The organism is Xanthomonas sp. WHRI 7945 (genome assembly GCF_035026585.1).
In genome coordinates this window covers 84,862-109,432 of the sequence record NZ_JAYIQP010000004.1, presented here as the reverse complement: position 1 = coordinate 109,432, position 24,571 = coordinate 84,862, and the positions used below count along the sequence as shown (strand labels likewise).

Below are 24,571 nucleotides of genomic sequence, written 5' to 3'. Positions count from 1 at the left end.
ATCCGGGCGCGGCGGAAAATGCTCCCGGCACAGCCGGCGGCTGGCGGGCCGCGCCGGCGGTCAGGCCTCGCCTTCCGGCTCCAGCGCCTTGACCAGCACCGCGGCCTGGGTCCGGCTGTGGCATTCGAGCTTTTTCAGGATCGCCGTCACATGCACCTTCACCGTGTTCTCGGCCAGGCCCAGCTCGTACGCGATCTGCTTGTTGAGCAGGCCGTCGGCCAGGCACAGCAGCACGCGGAACTGCTGCGGGGTCAGCTGCGCCAGGCGCGCGGCCAGTTGCGCGTCGGCCTCCGAGCGCGCCGCGGTCAGCGGCGGGAACCAGGTGCCGCCGTCGAGGACCGCCGCCACCGCGATGCCGATGGTCTCGGCCGGCGAGGACTTGGGGATGAAGCCGGCCGCGCCGAACTGCTGGGCGCGGCGGATCACCCGCGGGTGGTCGTTGGAGGAGATCACCACCACCGGCACCTCCGGGTGCTCGCCACGCACGTGCAGCAGCGCCGAAAAGCCGCGCGCCCCGGGCATCGCCAGATCCAGCAGGACCAGGTCGGCATCGGGCAGCGCGGCCAGCGCGGCATCCAGCGTGGCGGCGCTGGCCGCCTCGGTCACCAATGCGCGCGGCAAGGCCTGGCGCAGCGCGTGCAGCACCGCGGCGCGGAACAGGGGATGGTCGTCGGCGACCAGGATCTTCGGCGTGTCCATGGCGACAGTCTGGCACGCGCGGCGGCGGCGTATCGCCACGCCGGGGACGCCGCCGTCGGCGCAATGTCCGTGGCCGGGCCGGCAGACCAGTCGAGTCGTGCGGCGCCGGCTGGCATCCCGCCGCCCCAATTTCCCTCCTGCGCGACTGCCCAGGGAAAACGGACGCCGCCGTCCAGCGTGCCACGGGTGTGGCAGGATGCGCGCGAACACCGAGCACCGGCGCCATTCAAGTGCCACCGCCCTCGGCCGATAGCGTGGCGTGATCCGACCTTTTTCGACCTTCCTGCGAAGCGCGCGCGCGGCCATGCGCCGCTGCGCGTTGCTGGCGGCGTTGTCGATGCCGGGACTGGCCGTGGCCGCGACGGCGGCCAGCGACAGCGATGATCCCGAGCTGCCGAGCAGCCTGGAGCATTTCGGCCTGGACGAGGGCCTGTCGCAACTCTCGATCAACGCGCTGCAGAGCGACGACCAGGGATTCCTGTGGATCGCCACGCAGGAGGGCCTCAACCGCTTCGACGGCCATCTGTTCCGCACCTACCGGCACGAACTCGGCCCCAGCGAACGGCAGAGCCTGCTCAGCAGCAGCATCGACAGCCTCGCCTTCGAAGCCCGCGGCACCCGATTGTGGCTGGGCACCAACGACGCCGGCCTGGAAGTGATCGAGCTGGCCAGCTGGCGGCGGCATCGGTTGAGCACCGCCGAAGGCCTGTCGCACAACCGGGTCACGAACATCCTGATCGATCCGCAGGGCGGCGCCTGGCTGGGGACCGAGCAAGGCATCGACCGCGTCGATGCGGCGGTGCGGCGGGTGTCGCCACTGGGCGGCGATGCGCCGGTGGTGGGCCTGACCTGGATGCCCGACGGCAAGCGCGCCGTGGCGCTGGACCGGCACTGCCGGCTGTGGCTGCTCAGCGCGAGCGCGCGCCAGGCGCTGCCGGCGCCGCCGGGCATCGACGAATGCGTGGCGCTGCAGTCCGGGCCCGACGGCCTGTGGCTGGCCTCGGCCAGCGCCGGGCTGTTCAAGCTCGACGCGCAGGGCGGCGTGCTCGCGCACTGGAGCACCGAGCAGCTGCTGACCGACCACGGCGATCTCAGCGCACTGATCCGCCTGGCCGACGGGCGGGTGCTGGTCGGCTCCAGCAACGCCACGGTGACCCAGCTGGACACCGACGCGACGCCGCGGCGACTGCACTTCGACGCGCCGCCGCGCAGCGCCATCAACGGCTTCTACCAGGACGGCAACGGCACCTGGTGGATCGGCACCTACACCGCCGGGCTGTACCGGGTGCGGCCGTTGTCGGCGGTGATCCGCAACGACGAGGAAGGCCTCAGCGACGTCCATGCCTGGCCCAGCTCCAGCGTGCGCAGCCTCTGGCGCGACGGCACGCGCATGCTGATCGGCACCGACCAGGGGCTGATGCTGCGCGACCGCGACCGTGCGCCGTGGCGAGTCCCGGCGCCGCTGGCCGCGCGCGCGGTACGCGCCATCGAGCGCGATACCCACGGCTGGTGGCTGGGAACCCGCCACGGGCTCTGGCGGCTGAGCGACAGCGGTACGCTCACGCGCGTGAACGGGCTGGCCGATGCGCACGTGAACGACCTGCTGCGCGAAGGCGACACGCTGTGGGTCGCCACCCGCCGTGGACTGACCCGGGTGGTCGACGGCCGCGTGCAGGACGATCCGCGCTGGGCGCCGCTGGCCGGGCGCACACTGGCCCGGCTGTACCGCGACGCCCAGGGCACGCTGTGGATCGGCGGCAACGATTGCGGCCTGTGGCGCATGCGCGGCGATCGCGCGGCCGAGCCCTACCGGCCCGGCGGCGCCGGCCTGTACCCGTCGGTGTGGTCGCTGTACGAAAAGGACGGCGTCCTGTGGGTGGGCACCTTCACCGGCGGGCTGTACCGGGTCGACCTGAAGCACGACGTCGCGGTGCGCTACACCGACCGCGAAGGCCTCAGCAGCAACGTGATCTACACCATCCTGCCCGATCCGCAGGGACGGCTCTGGCTGAGCACCAACAACGGCCTGAGCGTGCTCGATCCGGCGACCCGCATCGTGCAGAGCCTGGGCCGCCGCGACGGCCTGCAGAACCAGGAATACAACAGCGGCCGCGGCTATCGCGACAGCCGCGGCCTGCTGTATTTCGGCGGCACGCAAGGCGTGGACGTGGTCGATCCGCGACGGCTGCCGCTGCGCAGTCCGCCGGCGCGCGCGGTGCTGACCGACCTGCACGTGCTCGACGCCGGCGAAGCTCGCCACGGCGGCACGCGGCAGACCGAGACCGACGTGGTGTATGCGCGCGACATCACGCTGGACCATCGCGACAACGTGTTCACCGTGGGCATGACCGCGATCGACTTCACCGCGCCGGGCACCGCGCGCCTGCGCTACCGGGTGGACGGCCTGCACAAGGGCTGGGTCTATCCGCAGACCGCGCACAGCGAGTTCTCGGTCAGCCATCTGCCGCCGGACCGCTACGTCCTGCAGGTGCAGGCGGCCGGGCGCGACGGCCAGTTCGGCCCCTCGCGCACGCTGCAGATCGAAGTGCGGCCGCCGCCGTGGCGGCATCCGCTGGCCTATGCCGGCTACGCGCTGCTGGGCCTGCTGCTGCTCGGCCTGACCGCGCAACGCGTGCGCCGCACGGTCAACCGCGAGCGCGACATGGTCGAGCTGCTGAACCTCACCGTCGCCGAGCGCACGCGCCAGCTCGAGCGCGCCAACCAGAAGCTGTCGCAGAGCAATACGCAGCTGGAAGCGGCCACCCGCCTGGATCCGCTGACCCAGGTCTCCAACCGCCGCGAACTGCAGGATTGGCTGGCGCGCGAGTGTCCGGCGCTGCGCGCCGAGCTGGACGCGGGCAGCAGTACCGACGCGCTGTATTTCTTCATGATCGACGTCGACAACTTCAAGCGCATCAACGACGACTATGGCCACCAGGCCGGCGATACCGCGCTGGTGCAGTGCGCCGACAGCCTGCGCGCCCTGTGCAGAATCCGCGACCTGCTGGTGCGCTGGGGCGGCGAGGAATTCCTGCTGGTCACCCGGCTGCCGCGCGATGCCGCCGCCGAGGCGCTCGCCGAACGCCTGCGCGCGGCGGTGGCCGCGCAGCATTTCGTGCTGGAGCAGCGCGACCTGGCACTGACCTGCTCGATCGGCTTCGCGCCATGGCCGTTGGTGGCGGCGTGGCCGGCGCTGGGCGATTGGGAACAGAGCGTGGGCCTGGCCGACCGCTGCCTGTATGCGGCCAAGGGCGCCGGCAAGAACGCCTGGGTCGGGGTGGTCGCCGGCGCGGCGCCGGACCGGCCGCGGGTGCAGGCCTTGCTGGCCGGCGGCCCTCCCGAGCAGCTCGGCGACAGCGTGCGCATCCTGCACTCCACCGCGCAGCCGCCACGCTTCGCGCGTTGAGCGGCGGCCGCCGACGCCTCAGCGCGCAGGCGGCTTGCGGCGCATGCTGCTGCGCCAGGCATCCAGGAACTGGCGGCGCTTGAGCGCGTCCAGGTACACCAGCAAGCCCGGCCCCAACGCGATCGGGCGGAACGCCGGTGTGGCGGCCGGCAGCGCGGCGCGCGGGGCGCCGGGCACCGCCAGGATCGGCTTGAGCCGCGCCTCGCGCGACAGCACCTGCTGGCCGCGCGGCGACAGCAGGTAGTCGAGGAACCGGCGCGCCTCGGCCGCGTGCGGCGTATCGCGCGGGATGACCGCAGTGCGCAGCGCGACCAGGGTGTAGTCCTCCGGCTGCACGATCGCCAGCGGCGCGCCGGCGTCGATCCGCGCCTGCGCATAGGAACCGAGCACGTTGTAGGCCAACAGCAGTTCGCCGCGGCTGACCCGGTCCAGCAGCACGCCGGTGCGCTCTTCCAGCACCACCTGGTTGTCGCCCAGCGCCGCCAGCAAGGCGCCGGCCATGCTGCCGATCTGCCCGTCCTGGGTCGCGAACAGATAGCCCACGCCGCTGCGCTCCACGTCGTAGGTGCCGATCCTGCCGCGCAGCGGCATGCCCGGCGCGCGCAGCAGCTCCAGCAGCTGGCGGCGCGTACGCGGCACCTGCGCCGCCGGCAGTCGCGCCTTGTTGTAGACGATCGCCACCGGCTCGTAGCTGATCCCGAACGCCTCGTGCCGCCATTGCGCCCACGCCGGCAGCGCCTCGGTCTGCGGCGAGCGGTGCGCGAGCGCATGGCCGTCGTTCACCAGCTTGGTCTGCAGGTCCATGCTGGCGCTGATCAGCAGGTCGGCGCAGCGTGCGCCGGGCCGCGGGTGCAGGTAGCGCTGGTACATGTCCCAGGCGATCACGTCCTGGTACACGACTTCGCTGCGCGGATGCAGCCGCTGGTAGTCGCCGATCACCGCGGCGAACACCTCGATGTCGGTGGAGCCCTGGATGCACAGTTGCGCCTCGGGCGCGCCCTGCGCCGGGAAGCGACGCACGTCGCCGGGCGCGGCGACAGCGGCATGGGCCAGCACGCAGCCCAGCAGCAGCGCAGCGGTGCGCAACGCGCGGAGCACGGTCATGGATGCAACCTCGGCAGGCGCAGGCTGGCGATCAGGCCGCCGCCGACACGGTTGGACAGATCGATGCGTCCGCCGTGACTGTCGACCACGCGCTTGACGATCGCCAGGCCGAGCCCGGCGCCGCCGGCGGCCGCGCCTTCGCCGCGCGCGAAGCGCTCGAACACGCGCTCGGCATCGGCGGCGGCGATGCCCGGGCCGTGGTCGGCCACGGTCACCACGCAATCGCGCGCCTCGCAGGTCAGCGCCACCTGCAATGCGCCGTCGCCGCCGTACTTGCAGGCGTTGTCGATCAGGTTCTTGATCGCCTCGCGCAGCAGCAGCGCATCGCCGCGCACCAGCGCCGCCTCGCTGGCGACGGCCAGTTGCACGCGCGGACGCGGCTGCGACTGCGGCAGCGCCTCGTGCAGGGCCTGGTGCACCACTTCGGCCAGGTCGACGCTGGCGTAGCGCTGCAGGTTGGAGCGATGGATCACGCTGGCGTCGCTGAGCAACTGGTTGAGCAGCCGGCTCATGTGCGTGGCGTTGCGCTCGATCGCCTCCAGGCTGCGACGCATGTCGCGCGGATCCTCCTCGTCCAGCGCCAGCTGCGCCTGCGCGCGCAGCGCCGCCAGCGGCGTGCGCATCTGGTGCGCGGCCTCGGCCATGAACGCGCGCAGGGTCTCGTTGCTGCTGGACAGGCGCGCCATGAAGCGGTTCAAGGCCGCCACCATCTGGTGCATTTCCTGCGGCGCGGCCACCGCCAGCGGCTTGAGTTCGGACGGCTCGCGCCGCGACAGGTCGCGCTCGATCCGCTGCAGCGGGCGCAATGCGCGATACACGCCCAGCCACACCAGCGCCAGCGACAGCAGCGACAGCAGCGCGATCGCGACCAGTGCGCGCAGCACCACATCCTGCGCCAGCGCCTCGCGCGCGCGACGGGTCTGCCCGACCTGCACCCACACCTCGTCCTGCGCGGCGGCCGACGAGACCCGCCGCGCCACCACCGCGAAGCGCACCCGTTCGCCGCTGTAGAACGCGTCGAACAATCGCGGCGCGGCACTGGCGCGCGGCAGCGACGGCGCCTTCGGCAGATCGCCGTAGCCGGTGATGGTGCGTCCGCGCGCATCGAACACGCGGTAGAACACCCGGTCCTCCGGCGCCATCGCCAGCAGGTCCAGCGCCGCGTACGGCAGGTCCACCTGCCACTGCCCGTCCGCCAGCGCCACCGAATCGACGATCGACAGCGCCGAGGACACCAGCAGATGGTCGTAGGAGCGGTTGGCCGCGCGCTGGCCGTAGTCGCGCGCGAAGAAGAACAGCGCCACCGCGCCGAGCAGCGACAGCGCTCCCAGGTACAGCAGCAGCGTGCGCCGGATCGACGGCGCCGGCAGCGCGGCTTCAGCCATCGCCAGGCGCATCCTGCGATGGCGCCGACGGCGTTTCCGCATCCGCTGCTTCCAGCTTGTAGCCGACCCCGCGCACGGTGACGATGCGCAGCGGCGCGCTGGCCAGCTTCTTGCGCAGGCGCCCGACGTACAGCTCGATCGCGTTCGGCCCGGCCTCGTCGTCGAAGCCGAACAGGCCGTTGCCGATCTCATCCTTGCCGACCACCTGGCCGAGCCGTCCGATCAGGATCTCCAGCAGGCGGTATTCGCGATTGGGCAGTTCGATCGGCGCACCGTCCAGGCTGACGCTGTGCGCGGCGTTGTCGAAGGCGAAACCGCCCAGCTGCACCACCTCGCTGGCGTTGCCGCGGTTGCGCCGCAGCAGCACCCGGCAGCGCGCCTCGAACTCGCGGAAATCGAACGGCTTGCCGAGGTAATCGTCGGCACCCACGTCCAGCGCCTGCACCCGATCCTCGATGCCGTCGCGCGCGGTCAGCATCAGCACCGGCGTGGTGTCGCCGCGCTCGCGCAACCCGGCCAGCACGCGCAACCCGTCCAGCCCCGGCAGACCGATGTCCAGCACCACCAGATCGAAACGCTGGTAGCGCAGCACGCTGGCCGCCCCCAACCCGTCGCTCTGCCAATCCACCGCATGCCCGCTGCGGCGCATGCGCCGCACGATCGCATCGGCCAGATCGGCGTTGTCCTCGACCAGTAAAAGGCGCATTGGGATTCGAGATTGGGGATTGGGGATTCGCAAACGCGATTCGGCCGGCGGATGCTAACCCGCCAACGGCAAAGGCGACAGCGACGCAACGCGCTTTTGCGAATCCCCAATCCCCAATCCCGGCCCCACTGACAGGTCGATGACAGCTACGCCGCACTAGGCTGCAGCCACGCTGGCCCGCGGCCTTCCGCTGCAGGCTACCGACTCATCGACGCGCTGCGCGCACCTGGGAGGGTACGTGGACCTGAAGAAACTGAGCCTGTGCGGCGCTTGCGCCTGCGCCCTGCTGTCCCTGCCCGCATTGGCGCGGGCCGCCGATGGCGACGACGACGGCCCGGTCACCGCCGAACTCGGCGGCCGCCTGCACTGGGACTTCGCCCAGTTCGACAACGACGGCCGCGGCACGCCCAATCCCGACGACACCGAGATCCGCCGCCTGTGGCTCGACGTCTCCGGCAAGTTCTTCGGCTTCGGCTACAAGGTCGAAGGCGATTTTGCGGGGCTGCAGGACGATTTCAACAGCAAGGGCATCGAGGCCAAGGACGTCTACCTCACCCGCAAGTTCGAGGCCGGCACGCTGAGCGTCGGCCAGTTCAAGCAGTACTTCTCGCTGGACGACCGCACCGGCTCCAACTTCGGCCAGTTCCTGGAGCGCAGCGGCGCGGCCAGCACGCTGGCGCCGCTGTACCGCAAGGCGGTGTCGTGGCAGGCGGCCGGCAAGGACTACACCTGGGCCGCCAGCGTCTACAGCCTGGAGAGCATCGACGTCTCCAACATCAAGGGCGATGCGTTCGGCGGCCGCGGCACCTGGGCGCCGGGCGCGCGCGACGGCGACGTGCTGCACCTGGGCCTGTCGCTGGCGCACGAGCGCTACGACCACCCCGGCGCCAACGGCGCGCCCGCCCTGAGCATCCGCCCGCGCCCGGCCGGGCACCTGTCCGACGACAGCCGCATCACCCTGGCGCGCTTCGCCGACGGCCGCGATACCGACGTGGACAAGTGGTCGCTGGAATACGCGCAGGTGCGTGGCCCGCTGTCGTGGCAGGGCGAATTCAGCGGCGGCCTGTTCGACGACGGTGCGCAGCGTGCGCAGGTGATGTCCGCCTACGGCTTCGTCAGCTGGTTCGCCACCGGCGAATCGCGCCGCTACGACAGCAAGACCGGACGCTTCACCCGCATCGCGCAGGTCAACAACCCGCGCGGCGCATTCGAACTGGCGCTGCGCTACGACCGCATGTGGGGCACCCAGCACCTGGACGGCCAGGCGGATTTCCTCGACGCCTCCACCGCCTCGTGGACGCTGGCCGGCAACTGGTATCTCAAGCCGAACCTGCGGCTGATGCTGAACCTGATCGACAGCCGCAATCGCGACCATCTGGCGGGGGCCACGCTTGATCGCACTCGGGCGATTACTGGGCGGTTTCAGTATGACTTCTGAGTGGGGAGGCCGGGACCAGGGACCAGGGACCGGGGACCGGGGACCCGGAAAAGCGCGACATCGCGATTTGAAGCTCTACCGACTTCCGTTCTTCGGGTCCCTGGTCCCCGGCCCCCGGTCCCGCCGCCCTTTTCCGTACCACTCCAAGGAAACTCCCCCATGCTGACCGCGCTCGGTTTCGGAATGGTCCTCACCTTCATGTACCTGATCATGAGCAAGCGGCTGTCGCCGCTGGTCGCCCTGATCATCGTGCCGATTGTGTTCGCGCTGGCCGGCGGTTTCGGCACCGGCATCAACGAGATGATGCTGGAAGGGATCAAGAAGATCGCGCCGACCGGCGTGATGCTGATGTTCGCGATCCTGTACTTCGGGGTGATGATCGACGCCGGCCTGTTCGATCCGCTGGTGCGGCGCATCCTGCGCCTGGTCAAGGGCGATCCGATGAAGATCGTGGTCGGCACCGCGGTGCTGGCGCTGCTGATCTCGCTCGACGGCGACGGCTCCACCACCTACATGATCACCGTGTCGGCGATGCTGCCGCTGTACCGGCGCATCGGCATGAACGCGCTGAACATGACCTGCGTGACCATCCTCGCCGGCGGGGTGATGAACCTGACCCCGTGGGGCGGGCCGACCGCGCGCGCGGCCACCGCGCTGCACGTGGACCCGGCCGACGTGTTCGTGCCGCTGGTGCCGGCGATGGCGCTGGCGATCGCCGGCATCCTGGTGCTGGCGTGGTACCTGGGCATGCAGGAACGGCGCCGCCTCGGCGTGGCCGCGCTGCCGGGCGACAGCTGGATGGACAGCAGCGTGGCCGACGACGGCGATGCGCTGCCGACCGTGGAGGACGCCGAGGACATCAAGCGGCCGAAGCTGCTGTGGGTGAACCTGGCGCTGACCCTGGTGCTGATGGCGGCGCTGGTGATCGGCGTGCTGCCGATGCCGGTGCTGTTCATGATCGGCTTCGCGCTGGCGCTGCTGATCAACTATCCGAACCTGGCCGAGCAGCGCCGGCGCCTGGTCAACCATGCCGGCAACGTGCTGTCGGTGGTGTCGCTGATCTTCGCCGCCGGCGTGTTCACCGGCATCCTGTCCAACACCGGCATGGTCGAGGCGATGTCGCGCAGCTTCCTGGCAGTGATCCCCGACGCATGGGGGCCGTACCTGGCGGTGATCACCGCACTGGCCAGCATGCCCTTCACCTTCTTCATGTCCAACGACGCCTTCTATTTCGGCGTGCTGCCGATCCTGTCCGAAGCGGCCAGCCACTACGGCATCACTCCGGTGGAAATGGCCCGCGCCTCGCTGGCCGGACAGCCGGTGCACCTGCTCAGCCCGCTGGTGCCGTCGACCTATCTGCTGGTCGGCCTGGCCAAGGTCGACTTCGCCGACCACCAGCGTTTCACCTTGAAGTGGGCGGTGTTGGTTTCTCTGCTCCTGATGGGCGGGAGTCTGCTGTTCGCGTTGTATCCGTTGGCTGCTTGAATCTTCGGGACCCGGGACTCGGGACTCGGGACCCGAAAAAGCGCAGCGCCGCGACCTGGAACTCCACCGACTTCCGTTGTCCCAGTCCCGAGTCCCCAGTCCCGAGTCCCGCACTCCCAACCCACAGAGGTTCCAGATGACCCTAAGAATCGCCTACGTCACCAGCGGCATGGGCAGCATCGGTACCGCGATCTGCCAGAAGCTGGCCCGCAACGGGCATACCGTGGTCGCCGGCTGCGGTCCCAATTCGCCGCGCAAGGCGGCGTGGCTGCGCGAGCAGCGCGAATTGGGCTTCGACTTCATCGCCTCCGAAGGCAATGCCACCGACTGGGACTCCACTGTCGCCGCGTTCGCCAAGGTCAAGGCCGAGGTCGGCGCGATCGACGTGCTGGTCAACAACGCCGGCGGCAGCCGCGACACGCTGTTCCGGCAGATGAGCCGCGAGGACTGGCAGGCGGTGATCGCCAGCAATCTCAACTCGCTGTTCAACATCACCAAGCAGGTGGTGGACGGCATGACCACGCGCGGCTGGGGACGCATCGTCAACATCGGCGCGGTCAGCGCGCAGAAGGGCCAGATCGGTCAGATCAACTACGCCACCGCCAAGGCGGCGATGCAGGGTTTCAGCCGCGCGCTGGCGCAGGAAGTGGCCTCGCGCGGGGTCACCGTCAACACGGTGTCGCCCGGCTATATCGCCAGCGCCGCGATCAGCAGCTTCCCGCCGGACGTGCTCGACCGCCTGGCGACCTCGGTGCCGCTGCGCCGGCTCGGCAAGCCCGAGGAAGTGGCCGCGCTGTGCGGCTGGCTGACCTCCGACGAGGCCGCCTACGTCACAGGTGCCGACTATGCGGTCAATGGCGGCCTGCACATGGGCTAGTGGTGGGATCGCCAAGCGCGCGAACAGGCTTGCGTGCGTGGCAGCGTTCGTCGCGTCGAACGGCTGCGCATCGAGCGCGGCCCTCCGAACCGGCCGCACCAAGACCGGAGCGCCTTCGGCCGGGACAGGCATTGCCGGTAAAGCCGTCGCGACTGAAGTCGCTCCCACAACAACGGCATGCTGCGATCGGCAGCGCCGCAGCGGCGATCGTACCGGTGGACCGTTCGTTCCGACGGCCGCCGCTGCCGACCGCCGCAGGCGCGCCTACTTCGCCAGCAACCCCAGCAACGCCTTGGCCGCGTCCTCGGACGAGGCCGGGTTCTGGCCGGTGACCAGGGTGCCGTCCACCACCACGTGTACGCCCCAGTCGGCGCCCTTTTCGTACAGGCCGCCCAGCCGCTGGAACTCGTCCTCGATCAGGAACGGCACCACGTCGGTGAGCCCGACCGCGGCTTCTTCGCCATTGGTGAAACCGGTGACGCGGCGGCCCGCGACCAGCGGCTTGCCATCGGCCGTCGTGACCCGGCGCAGCGCGCCCGGCGCATGGCAGACGAAGCCGATCGGCTTGCCGGCGCGCTCGAACGCCTCGATCAGCGCGATCGAGGTACGGTCCTCGGCCAGATCCCACAGCGGACCATGGCCGCCGGGATAGAACACGCCGTCGTAGTCGGCCATCCGCACGTCGGCCAGCGGCCGCGTATTCGCCAACTGCTGCTGCGCCGCCGGGTCGCCCTTGAAGCGCTGCGTGGCGGCGGTCTGCGCGTCGGCGGCGTCGCTCTTCGGGTCCAGCGGCGGCTGCCCGCCCTTGGGCGAGGCCAGAGTGATCTCGGCGCCGGCCTCCTGGAACACGTAATACGGCGCGGCGAATTCCTCCAGCCAGAAGCCGGTCTTGTGGCCGGTGTCGCCGAGGCGGTCGTGCGAGGTCAGCACCATCAGGATCTTCATGCGGATGTCCTTTTTGCGGGGAACGGTGGCCGTGCGCAGGCAGGCCGGGCGCGCAGTATCGGCATGGCCGCATTCGCGGCGGGTGAGCGCGACGCGGCGGCGTTCAGGCGCCGGTGGCGTCGTCCAATTGATCCATGCGGATGCGGTTGGCGAACAGCGAGAACGCCAGCATGCCGGCCAACCCGCTCGCACGCGCCACCCAATCCGGCAGCCAGCGCGGCGGCGCCAGCACCCCGGCCTCGAACAGCGGCGCGAACGCGGCCACGTCCTCCAGCGCCATCTTGCCGGCGAACAGCCAGCGACACAGCGGCAGGCGGTCGCGCTGCAAAGCCTGGCGGAAGAACGTGTGCACCGACACCAGCCCGCGCAGGTACACGGTGTCCTTGGTGAACGCCGCGCCGCCGGTGGTGGGCACGCCGCGGAACACGCGCTGCGCCAGGGAGAAACTCTCCGCCGGCGACTGCCCGGCCGCTTCGAAATAGCGGAACACCTCGATGAAGTCGGCGCCGCCACGCGCCAGCGCGATCGCCTCGATGCGCAGGCTGATCCGCTTCATCCGCGCGATGTCGATGCTACCGGTGATCTGCTCGGCGAAGGTCGCCAGCCCTTCCTGGGTCGCGGTGACCCGCGGCGAGGACAGCGCCAGGCTCGGCAGGTGCACCTGCTCGCGGCCGTTGAGCGCGGTCAGCGAATGCACCAGCGCCTCATGGTGGAACAGCTGCGCACGGTCGTAGTCGCTGAAGGTGGCGCCGGAGCGCAGGCGAATGCGATGCGCGCCGGCCGCGGCCTTGGCCAGCAGTTCCGGATCCAGTTCCACCGCGATCACCCGCGCGCCGAAGAACGCGTCCAGATCCTGTTGCAACAGCAGGCGCAAGGCGCTGGCCGAGACCGGCACCTGCTCTTCGGCCGACAGCAGTTCGCGGTCCAGTTCCTGCGCGATACGGATGAAGTGGCCGGCGGCATCGCGCGTGCTCGGGCCATGCCCGGGCATCGAATCCTCGGGCGCGCCGAACAGCTGCGCCGAATACGTGCCCACCGCCGGCGTGCCCAGCGATTCCAGCAACGCGGCGGCCAGATCCCAGCTGTGCACCGAGGCCTGCAGATAGGCGCCGAGCGGATGCGCCAGATCGGCGGCCTGGGCGATCGCGGCCAGCTCGCGGCGCGTGTCGGCGAATTCCAGCCGCGGATACTGCACCTGCGGCAGCTGCGGCCGGCCACGCGCCACGCTGTCCAGGAACGGCGCCTGCAGCGCCGCCGGCCAGCTCGCCAGCGCGAGCAGGCGGATCCCGCGCACCGCCTTGACCAGGCGCGCATCCAGCGCGGCGTGATGGAGGATGTCGGCAGGCTGCGCGGTCATCGCGAGCGTGGCGGTGGCGGGACGCCGCGCGTCAGCGGCGCTGGTTGCGCGGCGGCGGACGCTTGCCGCCGGGCTTGCCGGAGGCCGGCCTGCCGGACCTGGCCGCATCCGCGTTCTGCGCCTGGCGCTGCGCCAGCTTGCTGGCGGCGCCGGCGACCTCCTCGCGCAGCTTCATGTAGTTGGCCAGCCGCGCCTCGTCGATCTCGCCACTCTCGATCGCCGCCTGCACCGCGCATCCCGGCTCGGCCAGGTGTGCGCAATCGTTGAAGCGGCACTGCGCCGCCAGCGCCTCGATGTCGGCGAACCCGCCCTCGGCCAGATCCTCCTCGCCAGTGGGCTTGAGCTCGCGCATGCCCGGCGTGTCGATCAGGCAGGCCCCCGACGGCAGCGGCAGCAACGCCCGATGCGTGGTGGTGTGGCGGCCGCGCGAATCGTTCTCGCGCACCGCTGCGGTGCGCATCTTCTGCACCCCGAGCAAGGTGTTGGTGAGGGTGGACTTGCCGGCGCCGGACGAGCCGACCAGCACCGCGGTGCGCCCGGCCCCCAGCCACGGCCGCAGCGCCGCCACGCTGTCCACGTCCTTGGCGTTGACGGTCAGCAACGGAATGTTCTGCGCCGCCAGTTCCTCCAGCACCGCCAATGCGTCGTCGGCGTATTCGGTGAGATCGGCCTTGGTCAGGATCACCACCGGCTCGGCGCCACCGCCGCCGACCAGCAGCAGATAGCGCTCGATGCGCCGCGGATTGAAGTCCGCATCCAGCCCGCAGACGATGAACACCGTATCGATGTTGGCCGCGATCACCTGCTGGTGATAGTGCTCCCCGGCCGCACCGCGCTTGATCGCGGTGCGCCGCGGCAGCAGCGCCACGATGCGCTTGTCGTCCTCCAGCAGCACCCAGTCGCCGACCGCCGCGCGCTCGTGGCTGGGGAAGCGCGGCCGCTGCCATTCCGGCAAGGATTCGACCTTGAACCCGGTCTCCACCGCATCGGCCACCACGTAGCCGGTGCGGTGCTGCTCGCTGACCCGCACCGGCCGTGCCAGCGGGTGCGCGGCCATCGCCGCCAGCCAGGCCGGTTCTTCCGGCATGCCGGGCCAGGGCCAGCCGATGGGGCGCAACGCGTCGAAGTCGATCTGGGGGGAAGTCATGGGCGGATTCTAGACGGTGCCGGCCCTGGCCCGGCCGTCATGTCACATTTCCGCTACCATGCCGGTTCCACGCCCCCACCGGCCAATGCAATGCCCACGCCCCCGATCAAGCCGCTCGCGATCCGCGAACGCCTGTCCGAAGTCCGCTACGAGATCCGGGGCGAACTGGCGCGGCGAGCCCGGGAGCTGGAGGCGCAGGGGCGCAAGCTGATCAAGCTCAACATCGGCAATCCCGGCGCGTTCGGGTTCCGCGCGCCGGAACACCTGCAGCGCGCGATCGCCGACGACATGGGCCGCACCGATCCCTATACCCACCAGCAGGGCCTGCCGGAGGCGCGCGAGGCGATCGCCGCGGCCTACGCGCGGCGCCAGCACCCGGACGCCCACCCGGACCGCATCTTCATCGGCAACGGCGTCAGCGAGCTGATCGACCTGTCGCTGCGCGCGCTGCTCAATCCCGGCGACGAAGTGCTGGTGCCCTCGCCCGACTACCCGCTGTGGTCGGCCGCGACCATCCTCAACGACGGCCGCCCGGTGTACTACCGCTGCGCGCCGGAGAACGGCTTCCAGCCCGATCCGGTGGAGATCGAGACGCTGGTGTCCTCGCGCACCCGCGCCATCGTGCTGATCAACCCGAACAATCCCAGCGGCGCCAGCTATTCGCGCGAGCTGCTGGAGAAGATCGTGGCGATCGCGGCTAAGCACAACCTGCTGCTGATGGTCGACGAGATCTACGACCAGGTGCTGTACGACGGCGCCGATTTCGTGCCGGTCGCGCCGCTGGCCGGCGAGCATCCGTGCATCAGCTTCGGCGGCCTGAGCAAGGTGCACCGCGCCTGCGGCTGGCGGGTGGGCTGGGCGCTGCTGTCCGGCGCCGCCGAGCGCATCACCGAATTCCGCAACGCCATGGACCTGCTCGGCGCGCTGCGCCTGTGCGCCAACGTGCCGGGCCAGTATGCGATCGACGCCGCGGTCAACGGCCCGGACACCATCTCGCCGCTGTGCGCGCCGGGCGGGCGCCTGTATGAGACCCGCCGCGCGGTGATCGAGGCCTGCGCGTCCAGCGAGCACCTGTCGCTGGTGCAGCCGGCCGGTGCGCTGTACGCGTTCCCGGCGGTGGTCGGCGCGGCCGCGCGCAGCTTCGACGATCACGATTTCGCGCTGGAACTGATGAACGACGAGGGCGTGCTGGTGGTGCCCGGTTCCAGCTTCAACGTGCCCTACCGCCACCATTTCCGGGTGACCCTGCTGCCGGAAGCGGCGGTGATGCGCGAAGTGTTCGCGCGCATCGATCGGGTGCTGGCGCGCCGCGCCGAGGCGGCGACCAAGGTGGTGCCGCTGAAGCCGCGCAGTGCGGCTGTGGGGCGGTGAATCGGGAATGGGGAATCGGGAATGCGCAAAGCGTGAGGCGGCACTGCGATTCCCGGTGCCGCTGATCCGGTCGCCTTCGTTGCCGTCCAGATGAGCCAGGCCAGCGTCGCCACGTTCCACCATGCACCGCTGCGCTACCTGGCGCTGGGCGATTCCTACACGATCGGCGAAGGTGTCGCCGAGAGCGGGCGCTGGCCGCTGCAACTGGCCGCGGCGCTGCGCCAGGACGGCCTCGCCATCGCCGATCCGCAGATCGTCGCCACCACCGGCTGGACCACCGACGAGCTCGATGCCGGCATCGACGCCGCTGCGCCGCAGGGTCCGTTCGCGCTGGTCACGCTGCTGATCGGGGTCAACAACCAGTACCGTGGGCGCCCGCTCGACGAGTACCGCGAACAGTTCGCCGCACTGCTGCAACGCGCGATCGGGTTTGCCGATGGCCAGCCGCGGCGGGTGCTGGCGGTGTCGATCCCGGACTGGGGCGTGACCCCGTTCGCGCAGCCGCCCGCGCACGATCCGGCCCGCATCGGCGCGCAGATCGATGCGTTCAATGCCGCCGCGCAGGCCTGCTGCCAGGCACGCGCGGTGCGCTTCGTCGACATCACCGCGGCCAGCCGCGATGGCGGCGGCAGCGCCGCGATGCTCGCCGCCGACGGCCTGCATCCGTCCGCAGCGATGTATGCGCGCTGGACCGCCCTGGTAGTGCCTGCGGCACGCGATGCGTTAGCCTAGCGGAGTACGACGCCCCGCTGCCAAGGACCGACATTGCGCGACGCCAGCACCATCCAGCCCATGACCCGCCCCCAGGCCCTGGCCATCGCCCGCGCCTTCCTGCCGACGCATCCGCTCGGCAACCGCTACGACTACTACTACACCCGCACCAAGCTGCGCACCGATCCGCTCTACCCCGGCGTGCTCGCAGCGCTGCGCGGCACCGACGCGCCGGTCCTGGACCTGGGCTGCGGCCTGGGCCTGCTGGCGCATGCGCTGCGCGCCGACGGCCAGCGGCAGCGCTACCACGGGGTGGACATCGATGCCGCCAAGATCCGCCGCGCGATCCGCATCGCCGCGCGCAGCGAGCTGCACGGCGCCCACTTCGAGGTGGTCGATCTCGGCCAGGCCTGGCCCGAACACGGCGGCAGCGTCGCGATCCTGGACGTGCTGCAATACCTCGACGCCGCCATGCAGGCCAACCTGATCCGCAGCGTGGCGAAGATGCTCACCCCCGGCGCCAAGCTGGTGATCCGCAGCGGCCTGGGCGACACCAGCGGCCGCGGCCGCACCAGCCGCGTCACCGACGTGCTCGCGCACCTGGCCGGCTGGATGCAGGAAGTGCCCAAGTGCTATCCGACCCGCGACAGCCTGCAAGCGCAGCTCGACGCGGCCGGACTGCGCGCCACGTTCGCGCCGCTGTACGGCAACACCCCGTTCAACAACTGGCTGATCGTGGCCGAGCCGCGCTGACGCGGCTCGCCTCGCATTCCCGTGCGGAAGGTCGCAGGACAGCGTCGCTGGAAGTCGCACGGATCGCCGCAGCCAGATCCCTGGTTACAGAAAACGCCACGCCTCGGTTGAGCGTCTGCGCTTTGCAGGGCGGCCAAGCAGCGCATTCCAAGGCCAATGCCAGCGGTTGCCGCGCTCGGCGTCTATACTGCCGCGCCGCCGCTGGCGCATCGGCAGCAACGTGCGGATCCATGGATGGACATGCAGGCCGCAGCGATGTGCAGCGCCTCCCTCTTCCAGCGACCGCGCCGATCTGCCGGGCTCGATGCGCATACCCGATCGCGGCCGTGGCACTGCGTGCCGGCGCGGCAGGCGCAGCGCATGCCCCCTATCTCTGTCCTGCGCGCAGCGGCGCCGGGACGATCCCGTACTTCCCCGGAGTCCGCATGACCTCCCCGACGCTTCCTCCCTATTCCGGCCTCGGTATCGCATCGTTCGCGGTCAGCCTGATCGCCGCCGCGCTGATGCTCGCGTTGATCGTCGTCTGTGGGGCGCTGGTGTATTCCCAGCCCGGCAGCCTGGACGAGGACACGCCGCTGGCGATGCTGCTCGGCCTGGCGCTGATGATCACCATCTTCGCCGAGCTGGCGGCCGCCGCGCTCGGCATCGGCTGTTTCTTCCAGCGCGACCGCAGGAAATTGTACGGCGTGCTCGGCCTGATCTTCGCGATCGCGACCCTGATCGGTGTCGTCGCGCTGATCGTCTTTGGCCAGCTCTACGACGGCTAGCGTCGGCAGGGCGGCGCGTTTCACGACATGCCCGAGCGGTGGACGCAAGGGTGCCGCGATCCGCCGCAACCGCGACGACCGGCGCCAGCTAGCTCGGCAGCACGCTGCGGTAGCCGCGTTCGTGCATTGCCTGCAACACGCCTTCCACGATCGCCAGGTTGTGCCCATGCGCCGCGCCCTCGTGCAGCAGCACGATCGCACCGGGCTTCAGGTCGCGCACGATACGCGCCACGGTGGCGCCGGGATCGCACTTCACCCCGTCGAAGCCGCGCGCGCTCCAGGCGACCCGGGTCAGGCCATGCGCGCGCAGCGGTGCGGCCACGAATGGATTGGTCATGCCCACCACCGAGCGATACCAGCGCGGCGCGGTGCCGGCGATGGCGCTCAGCGCCTGCTGCGCCTGGCCGATCTCGCGCGCCATGCGCCGCGGGCCCAGCGCCCAGAACCAGGCCTGCGGATGGGTGTGGCTGTGGTTGCCGATGCCGTGGCCGCGGCGCAGGATCTCGCGCACCAGTTGCGGGCGTGCGGCGGCACGTGCGCCGACCAGGAAGAAAGTGGCCTTGGCCTGGTGGCGGTCGAGCAGGTCCAGCAGCGCCGCGGTGTCGTCGGAGGGGCCGTCGTCGATGGTCAGCCACACCTGCGGCGCACTGCCGGGCAGGCGGCTGAGCACCGGGGCGTACAGCCGGGCCCGCGGCAGGAACACCGGCAGCACGAACGCGGCGTGCGAGGCCAGCAGCGCCGGCAGCCCGATCCGCCAGCCCCAGCCCCACCACAGCCAGGCCACCAGGGCCTGCGAGGCCAGCGCCCAGGCCAGCCAGCGGTAGGGGTGGCGGGGGATGCGATGCAGCGTTTCCGGAACTGTCATGCCCCATGATGCCATGCGGCGTAGAATGGACGGTCCGACTCAGCGACCGAAATCACTGCCATGTCCCTCGATCCCGCCCTGCGTTCCCGCATCGAAACGTTGCTCAGTTCCAATCGCGTCGTGCTGTTCATGAAAGGCCAGCCGAGCATGCCGCAGTGCGGCTTTTCCGCCAAGGCGGTGGGCGCGCTGAACGAGCTGGGCGTCGACTTCGCCCACGTCAACGTGCTCGCCGACCAGGACATCCGCGAAGGCATCAAGGCCTACGGCGACTGGCCGACGATCCCGCAGCTGTACGTGGACGGCGAACTGGTCGGCGGCAGCGACATCATCCTGCAGATGGCCGGCAGCGGCGAGCTGAGCGAATTGCTCGGCGTGCAGGCGCCGGACCGCACCCCGCCGTCGATCACCATCACCGACGCCGCCGCCGAGATGCTGCGCGGCGCGCTGGCCGACGCCCCGGGCGCGACCCTGGCGCTGGCGATCGATGCGCAGTTCCAGCCGAACTTCCAGCTGGCCCCGACGGATCCCAACGCCATCGCCGCCGAGTCTAACGGCCTGCGCGTGCAGTTCGACCTGGCCAGCGCGCGCCGCGCCGAAGGCATCACCATCGATTGGGTCGACGACCTGCGCGGCCGCGGCCTGGCGATCGACAACCCGAACGCGCCCAAGCCGGTGCAGGAACTGAGCGTACGCGACGCCGACGACCAGGTCCGCGCCGGCAGCCTGATCCTGGTCGACGTGCGCCCGCCGGAAGAGCGCGCGCTCGCCTCGGTCAACGTGCCGTTCCGCACCCTGGACGGCGACCAGCGCGCGCAGCTGGAAGCGCTGCCGAAGGACACCGCGCTGGCGTTCCTGTGCCACCACGGCGGGCGCAGCGCGCAGGCCGCCGAGCAGTTCCGTGCGCTCGGCTTCACCCGCGTGCACAACGTGGTCGGCGGCATCGACGCCTGGGCCGACCAGGTCGACAGCGGCGTGGCCAAGTACTGAACCGGCCACGCGGCGCGACACGGCAGCATGCGGCGGGCGATCGAAGGGTCGCCCGCTTTTTTTGCGACAGCGCGTCGCTCTTCAGGGGACACCGACACATGACACGCACACTGCGTTGCACCGCGGCCCTCGTCGCCCTGGCCGCCTTCTCCGCCGGCGCCGCGCCCACCCCGGCGCCGCCCGCGCCGCCGCCGTCGGTGATCTACGTCGCGCCGGTGGGCGAAGGCGAGACCGTGATGAGCTATGTGCCGGTGCGCAATGCGCCGTCCGACGAGGCCGAGCTGGCGAAGTGGCGCGGGCTGAAGACGCCGATGCGGGTGTTCGACGATGGGAAGCAGGACGGCGTGGCGACGCCGCTGGGCTTCTCGATCGACGACAACACCATGTGCGGCGGCGACCTGCGCGTGCGCCTGAAGACCGCGCACGGCCCGGTCCTCGACCACGCCGCGCTGCTGGCCTCGTTCGATCTCAATCCCGGCCAGCGCTTCATCCGCAGCACCCCCGACGCGGCCCAGCGACGCGCGCTGCTGCAGGTCGTCGGCAACGATCCGTCGGTGCGCAAGCGCCTGCCTGCCGCGCCGCTGAAGCGCCTGTTGGCGCATCTCGCCACCCCATCCAGCGGCGACACGCCGACGCTGACGGTGATCGCCGACGCCAAGCGCCCAGGCCACGAGGTCGCGCTGGTCACCGCCAGCGTCCACGACGCTGCGCCGGCCTCGGCAGGGGACTCGCCCTACCTGACCTCGATGCTGGCGGTGCTGGAACGCAGCGACGCCGGCTGGCGGCTGCGCAAGAGCCTCGCCGACTACGGCTGCGACGATTGCGAGGGCCGCAAGGACGACTACGCGCCGTTGCAGTTCGCCGACATCGACGCCGACGGCAACGTCGACTTCCTGATCCAGCATTCCGGCTACGAAACCTACGGTTTCTGGCTGCTGCACCTGGTCGATGGCCAATGGCGCATCGACGACCTGGTCGGCGGCTGCTGAGCGCCTTCGGCCGCGCAAACGTTCGGCGCTGCACTGTAGGAGCGGCTTCAGCCGCGACAGGTTCTACCCGAAGAGTCTGTCGCGGCTGAAGCCGCTCCTACAAAAGTGTTGCCACGGCGCGCCGCTCAACCGGCGAAACCGCCCTCGTCCAGGAAGCGCTGTTCTTCCTGCGTCGTCTCCCGCCCCAACGCCGCATTGCGATGCGGGAAGCGGCCGAAGCGCTGGATGATGTCCTCGTGCCGCATGGCCCACTGCAGGCTGTCGGCATCGCCCAGCGCACTGAACAGCTCCACCGCCTCGCGCTGCAGCGCCGGGTCCTCGGCGTGCTCGTACGGCAGGTAGAAGAACATGCGCAGTTCCGGCTCCACCTGCCGGTCGTAGCCGGCCGCCAGCGCGCGGTGCGCGCAGCGCCGCGCCAGGCCATCGGTGGCATAGGCATGCGCGCTGCCGCGGAAGGCGTTGCGCGGCACCTGGTCGAGCAACAGCAGCAGCGCCAGTGCGCCCTCGGCGCTGTCCAGCCACGCCGCGTGCTCGCCGCGCGCCGCGGCATGGTGCGCGTCGAGCAGATGCTGGCGCACGTTCGCGTCGAACGACTCGTTGGCGGCGAACCAGCGTTCGCGGCCGGCACTGCGCCAGAACTCCACAACGTCGCGGGGCGTGGTTTCGGTCATCGCACTTCCATCGGTCGGCAATCGGCTTCTATACCCGATCCGGCGTCACCACGCGGTGCAGTGCGCAGATCCGGCATCCGTCACGCGCCTGCACTTGGCAAGCGCGCCGGCTCGGGCTAGCGTGCGCAGGCGGCTCCACGCCCGCATCCAATCATCCGGGGAAAAATCTGATGCGTCATCTGCTGCTCGCCTGCCTGGGCGTGGCGCTGTGCGGCCCTGCCGCGGCGGCCTCGCGCTTCGTCGAAGACCCCTACCCCAGCACCTACCGGCCGCTGGCGTCCACGCCGGTGCTGATCGAACACGCCACCGTGCTCACCGGCACCGGCGAGCGCCTGGACGATGCCGACGTGCTGCTGCAGGACGGCCGCGTGCAGGCCGTGGGCCGCGCGCTGGCCGCGCCGGCCAACGTCACCCGCATCGACGGCCACGGCAAGTGGGTCACGCCCGGCATCATCGACGTGCACTCGCACCTGGGCGTGTACGCCAGCCCCGGCGTCAACGCGCACAGCGACGGCAACGAGATGACCGCGCCGGTGACGCCCAACGTCTGGGCCGAGCATTCGGTGTGGCCGCAGGACCCGGGCTTCGGCACCGCGCTGGCCGGCGGCGTCACTGCGCTGCAGGTGCTGCCGGGGTCGGCCAACCTGGTCGGCGGCCGCGGCGTGACCCTGAAGAACGTGTCCGCCACCACCTACCAGGCGATGAAGTTCCCCGGCGCGCCGTGGGGCCTGAAGATGGCCTGCGGCGAGAACCCCAAGCGCGTGTACGGCGAGAAGGGCGGCCCGGCCACGCGCATGGGCAACGTCGCCGGTTACCGTGCCGCGTTCATCGACGCCAGCGAATACCTGCGCAAGAACGCGCCGAAGAAGAAGGCGCCGGAGAAGCGCCACTGGTGGAGCCGCGGCGCCGGCGACAACGACAGCTCCGGCGACAGCGGCGGCAAGCGCGACCTGAAGCTGGACACCCTGGCCGGCGCGATCAACGGCGACATCCGCGTGCACATCCACTGCTACCGCGCCGACGAGATGACCACCATGCTCGACCTGGCCAAGGAATTCGGCTTCAAGGTCGCCGCCTTCCATCACGGCGTGGAGGCCTACAAGGTCGCCGACCGGCTGGCCCAGGAAAACGTCTGCGGCGCGCTGTGGGCGGACTGGTGGGGCTTCAAGATGGAGGCCTTCGACGGCATCCAGGAAAACATCGCGCTGGTCGACCGCCCCGCCAACGGCTGCGCGATCGTGCATTCGGATTCGGAGGAAGGCATCCAGCGGCTCAACCAGGAAGCGGCCAAGGCGATGGCCGCCGGCCGCCGCGCCGGCATCGCCATCCCGCCCGAGCGCGCGATCCGCTGGCTGACCAGCAACCCCGCCAAGGCGCTGGGCATCGACAAGCAGACCGGCGCGCTGGAGCCCGGCAAGATGGCCGACGTGGTGGTGTGGAACGGCAACCCGTTCAGTTCCTACGCGCTGGCCGAGAAGGTGTACATCGACGGCGCGCAGGTCTACGACCGCGCCGACCGCCGCCTGCAACCCACATCCGACTTCATGCTCGGCCAGGAGGCTGCCCCATGAGCCGCACCCTTCCGCATCCGCGCCGCCTGGCGCAACGCCTGGCCGTCGCCGCCTGCCTGGTGCTGGGCACCGCGCCGGCCTTCGCCCAGGACGTGCTGATCCGCGGCGCCACCGTGCACACCGCCAGCGCGCGCGGCACGCTGCAGAACGCCGACGTGCTGGTCCAGGGCGGCACCATCCGCGCGGTCGGCAGCGGCCTGGCGGCACCGGCCGGGGTGACCGTGGTCGAGGCCAAGGGCCGTCCGCTGACCCCGGCGCTGTTCGGCGGCATCACCGAGATCGGCATCGAGGAAGTGTCCGGCGAATCGTCCACCGTGGACAGCGCCGTGACCCTGCCGCGCGACCAGCCGATGCGCCCGGAGTTCGACGTGACCCTGGCCTACAACCCCGAGTCGGTACTGATCCCGGTCGCGCGCGTGGAGGGCATCGGCTTCACCGCGCTCGGCGCCAACAGCGGCGGCGCCTTCATCGCCGGCCAGGGCGCGGTGATGCGCCTGGACGGCGGCGCCGACCCGATCGGCCCGCGCGCGCTGTACGTGCGCCTGGGCAGCGACGCGCTGGAACTGAGCGGCAAGTCGCGCGCGGCGCAATGGATGCTGCTCGACCAGTTGGTGAGCGAAGCGCGCGGACGCATGCCGGCGGACTCGCCGCACGCGCTGCTGACCCCGGCCGGCCGCGCCGTGCTGGCCAGGTACCTGGCCGGCCAGGGCCGCATCGTGGTGGCGGTGAATCGTGCCGCCGACATCCGCCAGCTGCTGCGCTGGGCGCAGCGCGAGAAGGTGCGCATCGCCATCGCCGGCGGCGACGAGGCGTGGAAGCTGGCGCCGCAGCTGGCCGCGGCGCAGGTGCCGGTGTTCGTCAACGCACTGGACGACCTGCCGGCCAGCTTCGACCAAATCGGCGCCACCCTGGAGAACGCCGCGCGCCTGCACGCGGCCGGCGTCGCAGTGAGCTTCACCCAGGGCGGCGACGGCTCGCACAACGCGCGCAAGCAGCGCCAGCTGGCCGGCAACGCGGTGGCCCATGGCCTGCCCTGGGACGACGGCCTGGCCGGCCTGACCCGGGTGCCGGCCGAGGCGCTGGGCGTGGGCGACAGGCTGGGCAGCATCGCCCCCGGCAAGCTCGCCGACCTGGTGCTGTGGGAAGGCGATCCGCTGGACGTGGCCCACTACGCCGAGCAGGTCTGGCTGGGCGGCCGCGCGCTACCGATGCGCTCGCGCCAGACCGAACTGCGCGACCGTTACCTGCGCCAGGCCGGGCCGATGCCGCGCGCGTACACGCAATAGTTTTTCGAAACACGTCGATCCGCCCCACGAAGGCGCTGCCACACCCCGGCA

The 24,571-nt window shown here is 70.8% G+C and carries 21 protein-coding genes; 12 read left to right on the top strand and 9 right to left on the bottom strand.

The genetic code is table 11. The features are described 5' to 3' along the window. Positions 1–60: 60 nt before the first annotated feature. Positions 61–699: a LuxR C-terminal-related transcriptional regulator gene (locus tag VDQ83_RS04925; RefSeq protein WP_263395675.1), complete on the bottom strand. Its 639-nt coding sequence runs from the start codon at positions 697–699 to the stop codon at positions 61–63. A 304-nt stretch (positions 700–1,003) separates the two neighbouring features. Here VDQ83_RS04925 and VDQ83_RS04920 point away from each other — a divergent pair, with 304 nt between their 5' ends. Beyond that, positions 1,004–4,105, top strand: a complete 3,102-nt coding sequence (locus VDQ83_RS04920; RefSeq protein WP_455434074.1) for a two-component regulator propeller domain-containing protein — start codon at positions 1,004–1,006, stop codon at positions 4,103–4,105. Positions 4,106–4,123: 18 nt separating this feature from the next. Here the strand turns inward: VDQ83_RS04920 and VDQ83_RS04915 are convergent, their stop codons facing one another. Genes VDQ83_RS04915 through VDQ83_RS04905 form a run of 3 tightly spaced genes read right to left on the bottom strand, consistent with a single transcriptional unit; the run spans position 4,124 to position 7,300 of the window. Continuing rightward, on the bottom strand, positions 4,124–5,209 hold the full coding sequence (locus VDQ83_RS04915; RefSeq protein ID WP_309914181.1) for an ABC transporter substrate-binding protein: 1,086 nt from the start codon (positions 5,207–5,209) through the stop codon (positions 4,124–4,126). After that, positions 5,206–6,594 (bottom strand): sensor histidine kinase, encoded by a 1,389-nt coding sequence (locus VDQ83_RS04910; RefSeq protein ID WP_309914177.1) that lies wholly within the window; start codon positions 6,592–6,594, stop codon positions 5,206–5,208. The genes VDQ83_RS04915 and VDQ83_RS04910 overlap by 4 nt, the downstream gene beginning before the upstream one ends. Next, the gene (locus VDQ83_RS04905) at positions 6,587–7,300 is read right to left on the bottom strand and encodes a response regulator transcription factor (RefSeq protein WP_309914174.1); all 714 of its coding nucleotides are present in this window, start codon (positions 7,298–7,300) and stop codon (positions 6,587–6,589) included. Before VDQ83_RS04905 ends, VDQ83_RS04910 begins: the two co-directional genes overlap by 8 nt. A 238-nt stretch (positions 7,301–7,538) precedes the next feature. Between VDQ83_RS04905 and VDQ83_RS04900 the strand changes: the two genes are divergently transcribed. The 3 genes from VDQ83_RS04900 to phbB all read left to right on the top strand — a co-directional run bounded on the left by VDQ83_RS04900 (position 7,539) and on the right by phbB (position 11,100). Beyond that, positions 7,539–8,738: an OprO/OprP family phosphate-selective porin gene (locus VDQ83_RS04900; protein WP_455434073.1), complete on the top strand. Its 1,200-nt coding sequence runs from the start codon at positions 7,539–7,541 to the stop codon at positions 8,736–8,738. A gap of 159 nt (positions 8,739–8,897) precedes the next feature. Continuing rightward, positions 8,898–10,223 carry a CitMHS family transporter gene (locus VDQ83_RS04895; protein ID WP_455434072.1) on the top strand — a complete coding sequence of 442 codons (1,326 nt, stop codon included), beginning with the start codon at positions 8,898–8,900 and terminating at the stop codon, positions 10,221–10,223. Positions 10,224–10,359: 136 nt separating this feature from the next. Then, positions 10,360–11,100: an acetoacetyl-CoA reductase gene (gene phbB, locus VDQ83_RS04890; RefSeq protein ID WP_263395682.1), complete on the top strand. Its 741-nt coding sequence runs from the start codon at positions 10,360–10,362 to the stop codon at positions 11,098–11,100. Between the two features lie 264 nt (positions 11,101–11,364). Here phbB and VDQ83_RS04885 read toward each other — a convergent pair whose 3' ends face one another. The 3 genes from VDQ83_RS04885 to rsgA all read right to left on the bottom strand — a co-directional run bounded on the left by VDQ83_RS04885 (position 11,365) and on the right by rsgA (position 14,549). Next, positions 11,365–12,045 (bottom strand): type 1 glutamine amidotransferase domain-containing protein, encoded by a 681-nt coding sequence (locus VDQ83_RS04885; RefSeq protein WP_455434071.1) that lies wholly within the window; start codon positions 12,043–12,045, stop codon positions 11,365–11,367. Between the two features lie 103 nt (positions 12,046–12,148). Next, positions 12,149–13,402, bottom strand: a complete 1,254-nt coding sequence (locus VDQ83_RS04880) for a flavohemoglobin expression-modulating QEGLA motif protein (protein WP_455434070.1) — start codon at positions 13,400–13,402, stop codon at positions 12,149–12,151. Between the two features lie 31 nt (positions 13,403–13,433). Beyond that, entirely contained in the window at positions 13,434–14,549 is a 1,116-nt protein-coding gene (rsgA, locus tag VDQ83_RS04875) for a ribosome small subunit-dependent GTPase A (protein ID WP_455434069.1), read from the bottom strand. A gap of 90 nt (positions 14,550–14,639) precedes the next feature. On the opposite strand from rsgA, the gene VDQ83_RS04870 reads away from it, so the two are divergent. The 4 genes from VDQ83_RS04870 (at position 14,640) to VDQ83_RS04855 (ending at position 18,151) form a co-directional block, all read left to right on the top strand. Then, complete coding sequence (locus tag VDQ83_RS04870; protein ID WP_455434068.1) at positions 14,640–15,920, top strand: pyridoxal phosphate-dependent aminotransferase; 1,281 nt, start codon at positions 14,640–14,642, stop codon at positions 15,918–15,920. Between the two features lie 90 nt (positions 15,921–16,010). After that, positions 16,011–16,652, top strand: coding sequence for an SGNH/GDSL hydrolase family protein (locus VDQ83_RS04865; RefSeq protein WP_455434067.1), 642 nt, complete (start codon positions 16,011–16,013; stop codon positions 16,650–16,652). Between the two features lie 60 nt (positions 16,653–16,712). Further along, positions 16,713–17,384, top strand: coding sequence for a methyltransferase domain-containing protein (locus VDQ83_RS04860; protein WP_455434066.1), 672 nt, complete (start codon positions 16,713–16,715; stop codon positions 17,382–17,384). Positions 17,385–17,809: 425 nt separating this feature from the next. Then, a complete protein-coding gene (locus VDQ83_RS04855) occupies positions 17,810–18,151 on the top strand; it encodes a hypothetical protein (RefSeq protein WP_455434065.1) in 342 nt (113 codons plus the stop codon). 88 nt (positions 18,152–18,239) lie between these two features. Here VDQ83_RS04855 and VDQ83_RS04850 read toward each other — a convergent pair whose 3' ends face one another. Further along, positions 18,240–19,031, bottom strand: a complete 792-nt coding sequence (locus VDQ83_RS04850; RefSeq protein WP_455434064.1) for a polysaccharide deacetylase family protein — start codon at positions 19,029–19,031, stop codon at positions 18,240–18,242. 45 nt (positions 19,032–19,076) lie between these two features. Here VDQ83_RS04850 and grxD point away from each other — a divergent pair, with 45 nt between their 5' ends. Beyond that, positions 19,077–20,003, top strand: a complete 927-nt coding sequence (grxD, locus tag VDQ83_RS04845; protein WP_455434063.1) for a Grx4 family monothiol glutaredoxin — start codon at positions 19,077–19,079, stop codon at positions 20,001–20,003. Positions 20,004–20,101: 98 nt separating this feature from the next. After that, the gene (locus VDQ83_RS04840) at positions 20,102–20,992 is read left to right on the top strand and encodes a hypothetical protein (RefSeq protein ID WP_455434062.1); all 891 of its coding nucleotides are present in this window, start codon (positions 20,102–20,104) and stop codon (positions 20,990–20,992) included. A gap of 125 nt (positions 20,993–21,117) precedes the next feature. On the opposite strand, the gene VDQ83_RS04835 is transcribed toward VDQ83_RS04840, so the two are convergent. Beyond that, a complete protein-coding gene (locus VDQ83_RS04835; protein WP_455434061.1) occupies positions 21,118–21,663 on the bottom strand; it encodes a DUF924 family protein in 546 nt (181 codons plus the stop codon). A 170-nt stretch (positions 21,664–21,833) separates the two neighbouring features. Between VDQ83_RS04835 and VDQ83_RS04830 the strand changes: the two genes are divergently transcribed. Further along, complete coding sequence (locus VDQ83_RS04830) at positions 21,834–23,234, top strand: amidohydrolase (protein ID WP_455434060.1); 1,401 nt, start codon at positions 21,834–21,836, stop codon at positions 23,232–23,234. Continuing rightward, a complete protein-coding gene (locus VDQ83_RS04825) occupies positions 23,231–24,520 on the top strand; it encodes an amidohydrolase family protein (RefSeq protein ID WP_455434059.1) in 1,290 nt (429 codons plus the stop codon). Before VDQ83_RS04830 ends, VDQ83_RS04825 begins: the two co-directional genes overlap by 4 nt. The last annotated feature ends 51 nt before the right edge of the window (positions 24,521–24,571 follow it).